Here is a 14130-nt window from a genome sequence, read left to right as displayed (position 1 = left end):
TTATGGCAAAACAATCAGCAATAGAACAAGACGGATCAATAATTGAAGCATTGTCAAATGCTATGTTCCGTGTAGAATTAGAAAATGGACATATTGTAATTGCTCATATTTCCGGAAAAATGCGAATGCATTACATCAAGTTATTACCTGGTGATAAAGTGAAATTAGAAATGAGTCCTTACGATTTGTCAAAAGCAAGAATTACTTATAGATACTAAAGCTACTAATATGAAAGTAAGAGCATCAGTTAAAAAAAGAAGTGCCGAGTGCATTATCGTGCGTCGCAAAGGAAGATTGTACGTGATTAATAAAAAGAATCCTAGATTTAAACAAAGACAAGGATAGTTATGGCAAGAATAGCAGGGGTAGATATCCCAAAAAACAAAAGAGGAGTTATCGCTTTAACCTATATCTTCGGAATTGGTAAAAGTAGAGCAATTGAGATTTTAGAAAAAGCTCAAGTTAGCCAAGATAAAAAAGTTCAAGATTGGAATGATGACGAAATCGGAGCAATTCGTGATGCGGTATCATACTACAAAATTGAAGGTGAGCTTCGTTCAGAAGTTTCATTACACATCAAACGTTTAATGGACATTGGATGTTATAGAGGAATTCGTCACAGAGCTGGTCTTCCATTAAGAGGACAAAGAACTAAAAACAACTCTAGAACAAGAAAAGGTAAAAGAAAAACTGTTGCTAACAAGAAAAAAGCAACTAAATAATAAATAGTATGGCTAAAACGACTGCAAAAAAACGTAAAGTTATCGTTGAATCAACGGGTGAAGCTCATATTAATGCAACCTTCAATAACATCATCATTTCTTTGACTAACAAAAAAGGTGAAGTTATCTCTTGGTCTTCAGCTGGAAAAATGGGCTTTAGAGGTTCTAAAAAGAACACTCCATACGCAGCTCAAATGGCAGCAGAAGATTGTGGAAAAGTTGCTTTAGAAGCTGGTCTTAAAAAAGTAAAAGTTTATGTAAAAGGACCAGGTAACGGACGTGAGTCTGCTATCAGATCTATTCATAATTCAGGAATTGAAGTAACAGAAATCATTGACGTTACTCCAATGCCACACAACGGATGTCGTCCTCCTAAAAGACGTAGAGTATAATGAATGCTGAATTAATTTCAGCATCTTTATAATATTTTTCAAGTATAACAAAAGATAGAAATCAGATTATCGAAGGATTTGACCTGAATTCATAATCTCTATCTAAAAACAATTTAAAATGGCAAGATATACTGGTCCAAGTACAAAAATTGCTCGTAAATTTGGCGAAGCAATATTCGGAGAAGACAAAGCCTTCGAAAAAAGAAATTATCCTCCAGGACAACATGGGTTGGCTAAAAAAAGAGGTAAAAAATCTGAATATGCTGTTCAGTTAATGGAAAAGCAAAAAGCAAAATACACTTATGGTATTTTGGAAAAACAATTCAGAAACCTATTTGAAAAAGCATCAGCTTCTAAAGGTGTAACAGGTGAAATCCTTTTACAATTATGTGAAGCACGTTTAGATAACGTAGTTTACAGAATGGGTATTGCATCTTCAAGAAGAGCTGCAAGACAAATCGTTTCTCACAGACACATTACGGTTAATGGAGAGTTAGTAAACATTCCATCATACCACTTAAAAGCAGGTGATAAAGTTGCTGTTCGTGAAAAATCTAAATCAGTTGAAGCTATCGAGCGTTCATTAGCTAATTCTTCTCATGTTTATGAGTGGATTACTTGGAATAACGATACAAAAGAAGGAACTTTTGTTTCAGTTCCTGCAAGATTGCAAATTCCAGAAAACATCAAAGAACAATTAATCGTTGAGTTGTACAACAAATAATAATTGACATCAGTCTAAATTATGGCAATATTTAATTTTCAGAAGCCCGATAAAGTTATCATGATCGATTCAACCGATTTTGAAGGTAAGTTTGAATTCAGACCTTTAGAACCTGGTTACGGATTGACAGTTGGTAATGCACTTAGAAGAGTTTTACTTTCTGCCCTAGAAGGTTATGCAATCACTTCGGTTCGTATCGAAGGTGTTGAGCATGAATTCTCTACTATTTCAGGAGTTGTTGAAGATGTTACTGAAATTATCCTTAATCTTAAACAAGTACGTTTCAAACGTCAAATTGAAGATGTAGATAACGAAACAGTTTCTATCTCAATCTCAGGAAAAGATCAAATTACTGCTGGTGATTTTCAAAAATTCATCTCTGGTTTTCAAGTGTTGAATCCAGAATTAGTAATCTGTAATCTTGATAGTAAAGTTAACCTAAACATGGAATTAACTATCGAAAAAGGTCGTGGTTATGTTCCTGCAGAGGAAAACAAAAAACAAAACGCAGCAATTGGTACTATATTTACAGACTCAATTTTTACACCAGTAAAAAATGTAAAATATGCTATTGAAAATTTCCGTGTTGAGCAAAAAACAGATTATGAAAAATTAGTTTTCGAAATCAAAACTGATGGTTCAATCAATCCAAAAGATGCTTTAACAGAAGCTGCCAAAGTTCTAATTCACCACTTTATGTTATTCTCAGATGAGAGAATTACTTTAGAAGCTGATGAAATTGCTCAAACAGAATCTTACGATGAAGAATCATTACACATGCGTCAGTTGTTAAAAACTAAACTTGTTGACATGGACTTATCAGTAAGAGCTTTAAACTGTTTAAAAGCAGCCGAAGTTGATACACTTGGAGATCTTGTATCTTTCAACAAAAATGACCTTATGAAATTCCGTAATTTTGGTAAAAAATCACTAACAGAGTTAGACGAATTAGTAGCCAATAAAAATCTAACTTTCGGAATGGATTTAGGAAAATATAAATTAGATAAAGAATAAATTACTTCATATTTTGCGCTCCGGTTAGCGGATTGAAGCAAGATGAAGGTTAAAAAAGAACGTCATGAGACACGGAAAAAAAGTAAATCATTTAAGCAGACAGACTGGACATAGAAAATCTATGTTAGCTAATATGGCTTGTTCACTTATCGAACACAAACGTATTAACACAACTGTTGCTAAAGCAAAAGCGCTAAAACAATTCGTTGAACCGCTAGTTACAAAGTCAAAAGAAGATACTACACACAACCGTCGTATTGTTTTCGCTTACTTACGTAACAAATATGCAGTTACAGAACTTTTTAGAGAAGTAGCGGCAAAAGTTGGTGATCGTCCAGGAGGTTATACTCGTATCATCAAGTTAGGAAACCGTCTTGGTGATAACGCTGATATGGCAATGATTGAGTTAGTTGATTTCAACGAACTATACAACGGAGGTAAAAAAGAAGAGAAAAAATCGAAAAGCCGTCGTGGTGGAAAAAGCAAAAAAGCAGAAACAACTGCTCCAGCTGCTGAAACTCCAGCACCATCAGCTCCAGAAACCGCTTCAGAAGAAACTCCAAGTGCAGAATAATGAATACCTATTCATAAATTTAAAGGATAAACAAATTTTTGTTTATCCTTTTTTATTTCTTACATTTTTTATTTCAAACTTTTTATTGTTAACTTTTAGCATTTAAAAAGTTGTTAAAATAGTTCAATCTTCTATTTCTCTCATATTTATTTTTTATATTGCCTAATTAATATGTTTTTTAACTTGTTGATTTAAGGTTAGATAAAAACGTGCTATTTAATAAATGTTCATGTATACCAACTTTTTAATTTATCGCCAGAGATATAATCTATTCATAATTGTTTTTTTTATGTCTTTTGTTGGTTTCTCTCAAAATGAAACTGATCATTGGTATTTTGGAAAAAATGGAGGAATAGATTTTGGTATTGGCGAAGTTGCTATTTTAGAAGATAGTAGCATGGTTACTCCAGCTGGCTGTAGTAGTATTTCTGATGATGAAGGTGATCTAATGTTTTATACTAACGGGCAAACTGTATGGAACAGAAATCATCAGATAATGACAAATGGTGAAGGATTGTCAGGTGAAATAGATGGTATTCAGTCGGCAATTATTGTTCCAAAACCCAATGACTATTCAACATACTATATTTTTTATACAAGAGAAAATACTCAAACAAATCCGATTTATTTTCTGCCCGGAGTTTATTATTCAGAAGTTAAGTTTGATGCTCAAAACCCTTTAGGTTACATCACAGAAAATAAAGACATTCGAATTGCTGAAATTAATTCGACTTCAAGAATTGCTGCTATTCATCATCCAGAGAGTGACTCAATACGAGTAGTCTCTATAACAAAGCCTGATCCCGTATTTGGTTATATTGTACCTGATGGGGAATTTATTTTTAGAATTTTTAATGTAACTCCAAGTGGTGTTGACACAACTCCTGTAAAAAGGGATATAGATGAAAATTTAGGTAGACTTGGTGCAATGAAGTTTTCACCTGATGGTAGTTACTTAGCCTTTGCAGACAGTGCTAATCAAAAAGTTTATTTTTATCAGTATGATAATGATTTAATTAATTTTCAACTTTATTTTACACTCCCAACAATTCCCGCTTTTGGTATTTTTTTGAATCCATATGGAATCGAGTTTTCGCAAGATTCAAAAATTTTTTATTACACAGGTGGAAATTATATAGTGCAGTTTCCTTATAGGAATTTAGGTGGAATGGAACCTGTTGATTATTATTTAATACCTATTTCAAATCCTGGTTCAATACAATTGGCTCGAAATGGTAAGATATATATTGCACAAGGTAATTTATCCAGTCCAACAGGTCATTTAGGTGTAATAAATAATCCAGAAAATATTGGTGCTGAATGCAATTATAGACCAGCTAATATTCAATTTGAAAATGTCGCTTCAACTAGAGGTTTACCACATTTTGTTGCTTCTTACTTGAGAAGTAGAATTATACCGTCAAAAGACGATTGTGTTGATGTAGCCTTTAGTTTTGAATTGGATGCTTACAGACCAATTCTTTCTGTGTTATGGGATTTTGGAGACGGAACAACATCAACAGATTTTAATCCGACACATCTTTTTAGTACTCCAGGAAAGCATAAAGTAAAAGCTAGGATTGTTATGGATAATAATCAAGCAGTTACATTATACAAAGATGTTGTGGCTTATCCGTTACCTGATTTACCTCCAAACCAAACTCTTTCTCAATGTGATACAGATGGAGATAATTTTTCCGTTTTCAATCTTGAAAACATAAAAGATTATGCTGATGATGTAGATTCTGATTACACTTATACATTTTACCATAGTTTAAATGATGCTAATAACGATAGTAATCAAATTCAAGATTATCTTCATTACACCAATCAAACAAATCCTGAAGAAATTTTTGTAAAAATTGTTAGCTCAAAAGGATGCGTAACAATAACCAATTTTTTTATTGAGAACTATCAAGCCAATACATTACCAATACGAACAATGTATGTTTGCGAAAATTCAGATGCCATTGAAAATAATTCTCAAGGACAATTCAATATGGGATTTAAAGAAACAGATGTTAGAAATGAACTAGGAATTCCAGCCGATTTCACCATAACATTTTATGCAAACTTAGTTGACGCTCAAACAAAAATTAATCCATTAGAACGATATTTTATTTCGCCAACAACCATTATTTGGGTAAGAATTGAAGATGAAAGCCACAATTGTTTTGGTGTTATGCCTTTCAATGCAGTTGTAAATTCAAACATAAATTTGAATATTGATAGCCATTACACAATTTGTGATCCAAGTATGCAACCGCCAATAATTCTGGATGGAACAAGCGGAATGACTTCTTGGGCATGGAAAAATCAAGGTGGAAATATCGTTTCAACACAAAGATTTTATCAACCCATTCAAGAAGGTAATTACTCAATAACAGTAACTAAACTAGAAAATGGCTTAACTTGTTCGGCATCAAAAACATTTAGCGTTACAAAAGTGACGATACCTGAGTTTGTCAATGTAAAAGCAAACGATGGTGAAGTTTCTGTAACTGTGAGCGGAAACAGTATTTATGAATTCTCATTAGATGGATCAAACTATTATGGTTCAGGAAATTCGTACAATTTTATCGGTGTTGGAGCAGGGATTCATACGGTTTATGTAAAAGACATCAATAATTGCGAAAAAATGATTACCACAGAAGTTTATCTAATGAACATACCAAAATTTTTCTCTCCAAATGAAGATGGAGTTAACGACTATTGGAAAATTAAAGGACTGACTAGAAAATTTTATTCAAGCGCAGAAATCGTAATATACGATCGATATGGAACAATTTTATACAAAATGGATATGCAACAAAATCAATTTGGCTGGTCAGGAGTTAAAAACGACCGAAAACTACCAGCTACAGATTATTGGTACACAGTAACATTGGTAGATCTTCAAGGCAAACAAACCATTAAAAAAGGGCATTTCAGCTTAATCAGATAAGAAAAAATCAAAAGTTCTCTACAATGAGGACTTTTTTTTGGAGCGAAAGTTCAGGAAATACCAGTAAACCATTTTCCCGCTTTTCGTTACAATCTTGCCTTAAAATGGCAAGGATTTCCACTACAATCGGGGCTAAATTGGAAACAAAAGGAATGTTTATAAACTTTTTACAAAACAGAACTCAAAAAATTGCAAATTCTGAGTTAATAAAATAACTTTGCAAAACAACAACATAACTACAACAAATGACACGAGCGAAGCGACTGCATTTGATCTTTGAAAAAATAACTACAACTAATGAAATACACAACACGACCACAAGCACTACTACTACTAGCTGATGGAACCATTTTTTACGGAAAATCAATTGGAATTTCAGGAAAAACCTTTGGAGAAGTTTGCTTCAATACCGGAATGACAGGTTACCAAGAAATCTTTACCGATCCATCCTATTTTGGACAAATCATGGTAACAACAAATCCACATATTGGAAACTACGGAGTTAACGCCGAAGAAGTAGAATCAGAAAAAATTATGATTTCAGGATTGGTTTGTAAAAACTTTAGTTTTAACCATTCACGACCAGATTCAGAAAGTAACTTGTATGACTATTTCGAAAAGCAAAACCTAATCTGTATTTCTGATGTTGATACTCGTGCTTTAGTAAGTTATATTCGCGATAATGGTGCGCAAAACGCTGTTATTTGCACCGATGGAACTTCGGTAGAAGAGTTGAAAGAATTACTAGCCAAAGTTCCAGATATGAAAGGTTTGGAATTAGCATCAACCGTTTCGGTTACCGAACCTTACTTTTTTGGTGATGAAAATGCTACTTATAAAATCTCGGCATTGGATTTGGGTATCAAAAGAAATATCTTGAGAAACCTTGCTAAAAGAGATTGTTACATCAAAGTCTTTCCATACAATGCAACTTTTGAAGAATTACAATCGTTTAATCCTGATGGTTATTTCTTGTCAAATGGTCCAGGCGATCCTGAACCTTTGGAAGGTGTAATTAATGTAGCAAAGCAAATCATCAATTCTGATAAACCTGTTTTTGGAATTTGTCTTGGTCATCAAATTATTGGTTTGGCAAACGGAATTTCGACTTATAAAATGTTTAACGGTCATCGCGGAATTAATCATCCAGTGATGAATGTTTTAACTGGTAAAGGTGAAATCACATCTCAAAATCACGGTTTTGCGGTGAATAGAGATGAACTTGAAAACCATTCTGATTTAGAAATTACACATTATCATTTGAATGATAATACCGTTGCTGGAATGCGAATGAAATCGAAGTCGTGTTTCTCGGTGCAATATCATCCTGAGGCAAGTCCTGGTCCACATGATTCATCGTATCTTTTTGATGAGTTTGTTGCCAATATCAAAAAAGCCAAAAGTTTACAAACGGTTTAAGGAAAACTTTTTAGCCCCGATTGTAGTGAAAATCCTGTCATTGCATTCCAAATATTTGATAAGATTGCTTCGTTCCTCGCAATGACAGATTGTAACGGAAAGCGGGAAAAAGGATTACTGAAACTAACCAAGCCATTCGCTTCATAAAAACTGAATTACACTAAAACGTTTGCGTTAATAACATTAGTTAAAATTGTGAAATTGATAAAAAAAGATAGAATATATTTGTAATTATTCTTAAAACAAACCATAAAAATCTAATATCATAAAATATGAGCATTATTATCAAAGTACATGCAAGACAAATTTTGGATTCAAGAGGAAATCCTACTATTGAAGTTGATGTTGTAACTGAAAACGGCGTTCTTGGTCGTGCTGCTGTTCCAAGTGGAGCTTCAACTGGCGAACACGAAGCGGTTGAATTGCGCGATGGCGGAAAAGCATTTATGGGTAAAGGCGTTTTGAAAGCGGTTGAAAATGTAAATACTAAAATTGCTGCGGAGTTGATGGGAGTTTCTGTTTTTGAACAAAATCTTATCGATAAAATCATGATTGATTTAGACGGAACGGCTAACAAAGGAAATCTTGGTGCAAATGCAATTCTTGGTGTTTCTTTGGCTGCTGCAAAAGCTGCTGCTAACGAACTTGGTTTACCATTATACCGATATATTGGTGGCGTTTCGGCTAATACATTGCCAGTTCCAATGATGAATATCATTAATGGTGGTTCGCATTCTGATGCGCCAATTGCGTTTCAAGAATTCATGATTATGCCAGTAAAAGCAACTTCTTTTACGCACGCAATGCAAATGGGAACTGAGATTTTCCATAATTTGAAAAAAGTTTTACACGATAGACATCTTTCTACAGCAGTTGGTGACGAAGGTGGTTTTGCTCCAAACTTGGCTGGCGGAACCGAAGATGCGCTTGATACCATTAAAAAAGCGGTTGAAAATGCAGGATATAAATTTGGAGACGAAATTATGATTGCTTTAGACTGCGCAGCTTCGGAGTTTTATGTTGACGGAAAATATGACTACACAAAATTTGAAGGTGAAACAGGAAAAGTGAGATCGTCAAAAGAACAAGCAGAATATTTAGCTTCTTTGGCTGCTAATTATCCAATTATTTCTATTGAAGACGGAATGTATGAAGACGATTGGGAAGGTTGGAAATATTTAACTGAATTGGTTGGCGATAAAGTACAATTAGTTGGAGATGATTTATTTGTAACTAATGTTGAGCGTCTTTCTACTGGAATTGAAAAAGGAATTGCTAATTCAATTTTGGTTAAAGTGAACCAAATTGGAACTTTGACTGAAACGATTGCTGCTGTAAATATGGCGCATAATGCTGGTTATACTTCGGTAATGTCGCACCGTTCAGGAGAAACTGAAGATAATACGATTGCTGATTTAGCGGTTGCTTTGAACTGCGGACAAATTAAAACGGGTTCGGCTTCGCGTTCGGATCGTATGGCAAAGTACAATCAATTGCTTCGTATAGAGGAAGAACTTGGCGATACTGCTTATTTTCCTGGTGTGAAAGCTTTTAAACAGAAGTAATTTTAAAATAAAATTATACTTAAAACCTGTGAGTGAGAACTTGCAGGTTTTTTTGTAAATTTGAAATAGTACTTATAAAGTATAGAAAATCATGACATTATCCATAGAAACTCCGGCATTACTTTTCTCTGCAACATCGCTGATTTTATTAGCTTATACAAATAGATTTTTGACGATTGCACAAATCGTTCGCAGTTTGAAAACCCATTATGATGAAAAACACACGAAAAGTATTTTGCTACAAATTAGAAACTTAAATCTAAGATTATCATTAATTCGATACATGCAACTTTTTGGTGTTTTGTGTTTGTTTCTTTCGGTATTTGCGATGTTATTACTTTTTTTAGGACAACAAACCGCAGGAATTTATCTTTTCGCAGTCAGTTTGCTTTGTCTTTTAACTTCGTTAGGAATTTCTTTTTGGGAAATAAGCATTTCCGTAACGGCTTTGCGTCATCATTTGAGTGATTTGGAAGAAGAAGAAATGAAAAAATAATAACTACCTTTGGTTTTCTTTTTTTTCAAAAAAACCAAATCTATGGAAATATCTAAAGATCTTAAACTCGCTGTACTAATTGATGCTGACAATGTTCCTTACGCCAATGTCAAAGAAATGTTTGAGGAAATTGCCAAATACGGAACACCAACATTCAAAAGGATTTACGCCGATTGGACAAAACCAACCGTTTCCGGATGGAAAAATGTGTTGTTGGAAAATGCCATTACACCTATTCAGCAATATAGCTATTCGACAGGGAAAAATGCAAGTGATAGCGCATTAATTATCGATGCAATGGATATTCTATATACAGGAAAAGTTGATGGTTTTTGTATCGTTTCTAGCGATTCTGATTTTACCAGATTAGCTACAAGACTTAGAGAAGCTGGCATGAAAGTAATTGGAATTGGCGAAAAGAAAACACTTACGCCATTTATTACAGCTTGTGATAAGTTTATTTATATCGAAATTTTAAAGAAAAACGAAATTGAAATAACAACCGAAAACAGCAATAAAAAATCGTCAAAAAAGGTCAAACAAGAAAATACTCCATTGAGCAAAATTGATCCAAAAATCATCAAGCTTTTTGCTGATAGCATTACCGATTTGGAAGATGAAAACGGTTGGGCATTTTTGGGTGATTTAGGAAACCTAATGCTTAAAAAGAAGCCCGATTTCGATTCTCGAAATTATGGTTTCCCAAAATTATTGTCTTTAATAAAAAGTATCAATAAATTTGAAGTAGACGAACGCGAAAGCGGCAAAAATAATATCAAGCACATTTACGTTAAAAGAAAATAAAAAACTCCCAAGCTTTTATAGACTTGGGAGTTTTTGATTATTTATTTACTCAAATACATTTTTCTTCTGCTGTACAATTCATAGAACTGATCGTCTTTTAAATCATCTATGAATAAAATACTTTCTCCTGTGGATTTCATTTCCGGTCCGAGTGCTTTGTTTACATTCGGGAATTTGCTGAAAGAGAAAACCGGTTGTTTGATGGCATAACCATTCAATTTTGGATTAAAAGTGAAATCGGTTACTTTATTTTCGCGAAGCATTACTTTGGTTGCATAATTTACATACGGTTCGCCATATGCTTTGGCAATAAACGGAACCGTTCTCGAAGCTCTTGGATTGGCCTCGATGATGTAAACTGTATCGTCTTTGATAGCAAATTGAATATTGATTAATCCAACCGTTTTTAATGCTAATGCAATTTTCTTCGTATGATCTTTGATTTGCTGCATCACAAATTCGCCCAAATTGAACGGTGGCAAAGTTGCATTACTATCACCTGAGTGAATTCCGCATGGTTCGATATGTTCCATAATTCCGATGATGTACACATTTTCACCATCGCAAATAGCATCGGCTTCGGCTTCAATCGCACCATCAAGATAATGGTCAAGCAGCAATTTATTACCCGGAATATTTTTCAGTAAATCAATTACGTGTTCTTCCAATTCTTGTTTATTAATAACAATCTTCATGCCTTGTCCACCCAAAACATACGACGGACGAACTAATAAAGGAAAGTCCAAAACATCTGCCAAAGCTGAAGCTTGATCTGCATTTTCAGCCACACCAAATTTTGGAAACGGAATATTTAGTTCTTCCAAAAGTTCTGAAAAACGACCTCTGTCTTCGGCTAAATCCAAAGCGTCAAACGAAGTTCCTAATATTTTAATTCCGTATCGGTCTAATTTTTCGGCTAGTTTCAAAGCGGTTTGTCCGCCAAGCTGAACGATTACACCTTCTGGTTTTTCATGGCGAATGATGTCGTAAATATGTTCCCAAAAAACAGGTTCAAAATACAATTTATCAGCTGTATCAAAATCAGTAGAAACCGTTTCAGGATTACAGTTAATCATGATGGTTTCGTAACCACATTCTTTGGCGGCTAAAACTCCGTGAACACAAGAATAATCAAACTCAATTCCTTGTCCGATACGATTTGGTCCCGAACCTAAAACAATAACTTTTTTTCTGTTGGAAACAATACTTTCGTTGGAAACAAATTTTTTACCATTGGTTTCTATTTCGGCTTCAAAAGTGGAATAATAATAAGGTGTTTTTGCTTTAAATTCGGCAGCACAAGTATCAACCAATTTATAAACACGATTGATATTCATTTCTTCACGAAGTTTGTACACTTGACTTTCTAAACAACCCATCATGTGAGCAATTTGTCGGTCACCATAACCTTTTTGTTTGGCTTCCAAAAGCAATTCTTTTGGTAAAGTATCTACTTTATATTGTGAAATTTCTTTTTCTAATAAGTATAATTCTTCGTATTGCTTCAAAAACCACATGTCAATTCGTGTGATTTCATGAATTCTGCTTAATGGAATTCCCATAGCAATCGCATCGTAAATCACAAAAACTCTATCCCAACTAGCAAAAGTCAGTTTTTCGATGATTTGCTCGTAATTTTTATAACCTTTTCCGTCAGCGCCAATTCCGTTACGTTTAATTTCTAACGATTGTGTTGCTTTATGTAAGGCTTCTTGAAAAGAACGACCAATTCCCATAACTTCACCAACGGATTTCATTTGTAATCCCAAAGTTCTATCTGAACCTTCAAATTTATCGAAGTTCCAACGTGGAATTTTTACGATTACATAATCTAATGTTGGTTCAAATAATGCCGAAGTTGATTTGGTAATTTGATTTTGAAGCTCGTCTAAGTGATAACCTAAAGCTAATTTAGTTGCAATTTTAGCAATTGGATAACCCGTTGCTTTTGATGCCAATGCCGAAGAACGAGAAACTCTCGGATTAATTTCTATGGCAACAATATCTTCTTTTTCATCTGGTGAAACGGCAAACTGAACGTTACAACCGCCAGCAAAATTTCCGATGGAACGCATCATCAAAATTGCCATATCACGCATTTTTTGGAATGTCGTGTCGGATAATGTCATTGCCGGAGCAACTGTAATTGAATCTCCGGTATGAATTCCCATTGGATCCATATTTTCGATGGAACAGATGATAACTACATTATCATTTTTATCTCTAAGTAATTCTAATTCGTATTCTTTCCAGCCTAATAATGCTTTGTCAATCAAGACTTCATGTATTGGTGAAGCTTCTAATCCACGAGTTAGTAAGTCATCAAAATCTTCTTTTTTGTGTACAAAAGCTGCTCCAGTTCCACCCAATGTAAACGATGGACGAATTACTAATGGAAAACCAAATTCCTGCGCAATTTCTTTTCCTTTTAAGAATGATGTTGCGGTTTTGGCTGGTGCAGTTGGAACGTTTATTTTTTCTAACAATTGCTTGAATTGTTCTCTGTCTTCGGTGATGTTGATGGCGTTGATGTCAACTCCAATTAGTTTTATACCAAAATCTTTCCAAATTCCTTTTTCATCGGCTTCAAGGCAAAGATTTAATGCGGTTTGTCCTCCCATTGTTGGAAGAACAGCGTCAATTTGTGGATGTTCTTTTAGGATTTGGATGATGGATTTGGTTGTTAATGGCAATAAATAAACGTGATCTGCCATTGATGGATCGGTCATAATTGTTGCCGGATTGGAATTGATTAGGATTACTTCAATTCCTTCTTCGCGAAGTGAACGTGCTGATTGTGAACCTGCGTAGTCGAATTCGCAGGCTTGTCCGATGACTATTGGTCCTGAACCAATTATTAAAACCGATTTGATTGAGTTGTCTTTTGGCATTGTAGTTAGATTTTTTAGACTTCTTAGATTTTTAGATCTTTAGATTTCTATAGTTGTATTATTTAATTGGTGTGTTGTTTGTTTTTTGAAATTGTGTTTAGCAATAGCAATTGTCTTTGTTGTTTTTAGCCCCGATAGTAGTGGAAATCCTTTTTAATTTTTCTTTAAAATTAAAAAGATTGCAACGGATAGCGGGAAATAGCTCCAAGAAATTATCAATATTTATGAACAGGTTTAAAAAAAAGCCGCTACTAATAAAAGTAACGGCTTGATATTGATTAATTTCTAATCATTATTTTTTGTGTCTTGGTTCAGAAGATACGGTCAACTTATGTCTTCCTTTAGCTCTACGACGAGCAAGGACTTTTCTTCCATTTGCAGAAGCCATTCTGTCCATAAATCCGTGTTTATTTCTTCTTTTTCTTTTCGATGGTTGAAACGTTCTTTTGCTCATTGCTTTGTATCTTTAAAATCGTGTATTATTTTTTAATAAGCGGTTCTTTCAAAACCGAGTGCAAATATACAAACCTTTTTTTTTCTGGCAAGTACTTTTTTAAAAATATTTTTAATTGATTTTATTACCTT

The 14130-nt window shown here is 34.0% G+C and carries 14 protein-coding genes; 12 read left to right on the top strand and 2 right to left on the bottom strand.

Features of this window, described 5'->3' with window-relative positions:
- The first annotated feature begins 2 nt into the window (after positions 1-2).
- The 12 genes from infA (at position 3) to G6042_RS04550 (ending at position 10654) form a co-directional block, all read left to right on the top strand.
- Positions 3-218, top strand: a complete 216-nt coding sequence (gene infA, locus G6042_RS04605) for a translation initiation factor IF-1 (protein ID WP_007136545.1) — start codon at positions 3-5, stop codon at positions 216-218.
- A 10-nt stretch (positions 219-228) separates the two neighbouring features.
- Positions 229-345: a type B 50S ribosomal protein L36 gene (gene ykgO, locus G6042_RS04600; RefSeq protein ID WP_002987490.1), complete on the top strand. Its 117-nt coding sequence runs from the start codon at positions 229-231 to the stop codon at positions 343-345.
- A gap of 2 nt (positions 346-347) precedes the next feature.
- The gene (gene rpsM, locus G6042_RS04595; RefSeq protein ID WP_169523137.1) at positions 348-722 is read left to right on the top strand and encodes a 30S ribosomal protein S13; all 375 of its coding nucleotides are present in this window, start codon (positions 348-350) and stop codon (positions 720-722) included.
- Between the two features lie 8 nt (positions 723-730).
- A complete protein-coding gene (rpsK, locus tag G6042_RS04590) occupies positions 731-1114 on the top strand; it encodes a 30S ribosomal protein S11 (protein WP_133533891.1) in 384 nt (127 codons plus the stop codon).
- Between the two features lie 118 nt (positions 1115-1232).
- Positions 1233-1838 carry a 30S ribosomal protein S4 gene (rpsD, locus tag G6042_RS04585; protein ID WP_169523136.1) on the top strand — a complete coding sequence of 202 codons (606 nt, stop codon included), beginning with the start codon at positions 1233-1235 and terminating at the stop codon, positions 1836-1838.
- A 21-nt stretch (positions 1839-1859) separates the two neighbouring features.
- Positions 1860-2852 (top strand): DNA-directed RNA polymerase subunit alpha, encoded by a 993-nt coding sequence (locus tag G6042_RS04580; protein ID WP_121312871.1) that lies wholly within the window; start codon positions 1860-1862, stop codon positions 2850-2852.
- 64 nt (positions 2853-2916) lie between these two features.
- Positions 2917-3426 carry a 50S ribosomal protein L17 gene (gene rplQ, locus G6042_RS04575; RefSeq protein ID WP_169523135.1) on the top strand — a complete coding sequence of 170 codons (510 nt, stop codon included), beginning with the start codon at positions 2917-2919 and terminating at the stop codon, positions 3424-3426.
- Between the two features lie 289 nt (positions 3427-3715).
- On the top strand, positions 3716-6370 hold the full coding sequence (locus G6042_RS04570) for a T9SS type B sorting domain-containing protein (protein ID WP_169523134.1): 2655 nt from the start codon (positions 3716-3718) through the stop codon (positions 6368-6370).
- A 297-nt stretch (positions 6371-6667) separates the two neighbouring features.
- A complete protein-coding gene (gene carA, locus G6042_RS04565) occupies positions 6668-7789 on the top strand; it encodes a glutamine-hydrolyzing carbamoyl-phosphate synthase small subunit (protein WP_169523133.1) in 1122 nt (373 codons plus the stop codon).
- A 272-nt stretch (positions 7790-8061) separates the two neighbouring features.
- Positions 8062-9354 (top strand): phosphopyruvate hydratase, encoded by a 1293-nt coding sequence (gene eno, locus G6042_RS04560; protein ID WP_169523132.1) that lies wholly within the window; start codon positions 8062-8064, stop codon positions 9352-9354.
- Between the two features lie 91 nt (positions 9355-9445).
- Positions 9446-9850, top strand: a complete 405-nt coding sequence (locus G6042_RS04555; RefSeq protein WP_169523131.1) for a DUF2721 domain-containing protein — start codon at positions 9446-9448, stop codon at positions 9848-9850.
- 42 nt (positions 9851-9892) lie between these two features.
- Positions 9893-10654 (top strand): NYN domain-containing protein, encoded by a 762-nt coding sequence (locus G6042_RS04550; RefSeq protein ID WP_169523130.1) that lies wholly within the window; start codon positions 9893-9895, stop codon positions 10652-10654.
- A gap of 41 nt (positions 10655-10695) precedes the next feature.
- Here G6042_RS04550 and carB read toward each other — a convergent pair whose 3' ends face one another.
- Positions 10696-13545 (bottom strand): carbamoyl-phosphate synthase large subunit, encoded by a 2850-nt coding sequence (carB, locus tag G6042_RS04545; protein WP_169523129.1) that lies wholly within the window; start codon positions 13543-13545, stop codon positions 10696-10698.
- 292 nt (positions 13546-13837) lie between these two features.
- Positions 13838-13999 carry a 50S ribosomal protein L34 gene (rpmH, locus tag G6042_RS04540; RefSeq protein WP_008464848.1) on the bottom strand — a complete coding sequence of 54 codons (162 nt, stop codon included), beginning with the start codon at positions 13997-13999 and terminating at the stop codon, positions 13838-13840.
- Between the last annotated feature and the right edge of the window lie 131 nt (positions 14000-14130).

The organism is Flavobacterium solisilvae (assembly GCF_012911605.1).
Taxonomy (GTDB): Bacteria; Bacteroidota; Bacteroidia; order Flavobacteriales; family Flavobacteriaceae; genus Flavobacterium; species Flavobacterium solisilvae.
This window is presented reverse-complemented; position numbering and strand designations above follow the sequence as displayed.

Excerpts from the sequence above, each read along its gene's own strand:
- carB (WP_169523129.1), bottom strand. The coding sequence starts at position 13,545 with ATGCCAAAAGACAACTCAATCAAATCGGTTTTAATAATTGGTTCAGGA.
- infA (WP_007136545.1), top strand. The coding sequence starts at position 3 with ATGGCAAAACAATCAGCAATAGAACAAGACGGATCAATAATTGAAGCA.
- G6042_RS04550 (WP_169523130.1), top strand. The coding sequence starts at position 9,893 with ATGGAAATATCTAAAGATCTTAAACTCGCTGTACTAATTGATGCTGAC.
- rpsM (WP_169523137.1), top strand. The coding sequence starts at position 348 with ATGGCAAGAATAGCAGGGGTAGATATCCCAAAAAACAAAAGAGGAGTT.
- rpsD (WP_169523136.1), top strand. The coding sequence starts at position 1,233 with ATGGCAAGATATACTGGTCCAAGTACAAAAATTGCTCGTAAATTTGGC.
- rpsK (WP_133533891.1), top strand. The coding sequence starts at position 731 with ATGGCTAAAACGACTGCAAAAAAACGTAAAGTTATCGTTGAATCAACG.
- ykgO (WP_002987490.1), top strand. The coding sequence starts at position 229 with ATGAAAGTAAGAGCATCAGTTAAAAAAAGAAGTGCCGAGTGCATTATC.
- rplQ (WP_169523135.1), top strand. The coding sequence starts at position 2,917 with ATGAGACACGGAAAAAAAGTAAATCATTTAAGCAGACAGACTGGACAT.
- eno (WP_169523132.1), top strand. The coding sequence starts at position 8,062 with ATGAGCATTATTATCAAAGTACATGCAAGACAAATTTTGGATTCAAGA.
- carA (WP_169523133.1), top strand. The coding sequence starts at position 6,668 with ATGAAATACACAACACGACCACAAGCACTACTACTACTAGCTGATGGA.
- G6042_RS04555 (WP_169523131.1), top strand. The coding sequence starts at position 9,446 with ATGACATTATCCATAGAAACTCCGGCATTACTTTTCTCTGCAACATCG.
- G6042_RS04580 (WP_121312871.1), top strand. The coding sequence starts at position 1,860 with ATGGCAATATTTAATTTTCAGAAGCCCGATAAAGTTATCATGATCGAT.
- rpmH (WP_008464848.1), bottom strand. The coding sequence starts at position 13,999 with ATGAGCAAAAGAACGTTTCAACCATCGAAAAGAAAAAGAAGAAATAAA.
- G6042_RS04570 (WP_169523134.1), top strand. The coding sequence starts at position 3,716 with ATGTCTTTTGTTGGTTTCTCTCAAAATGAAACTGATCATTGGTATTTT.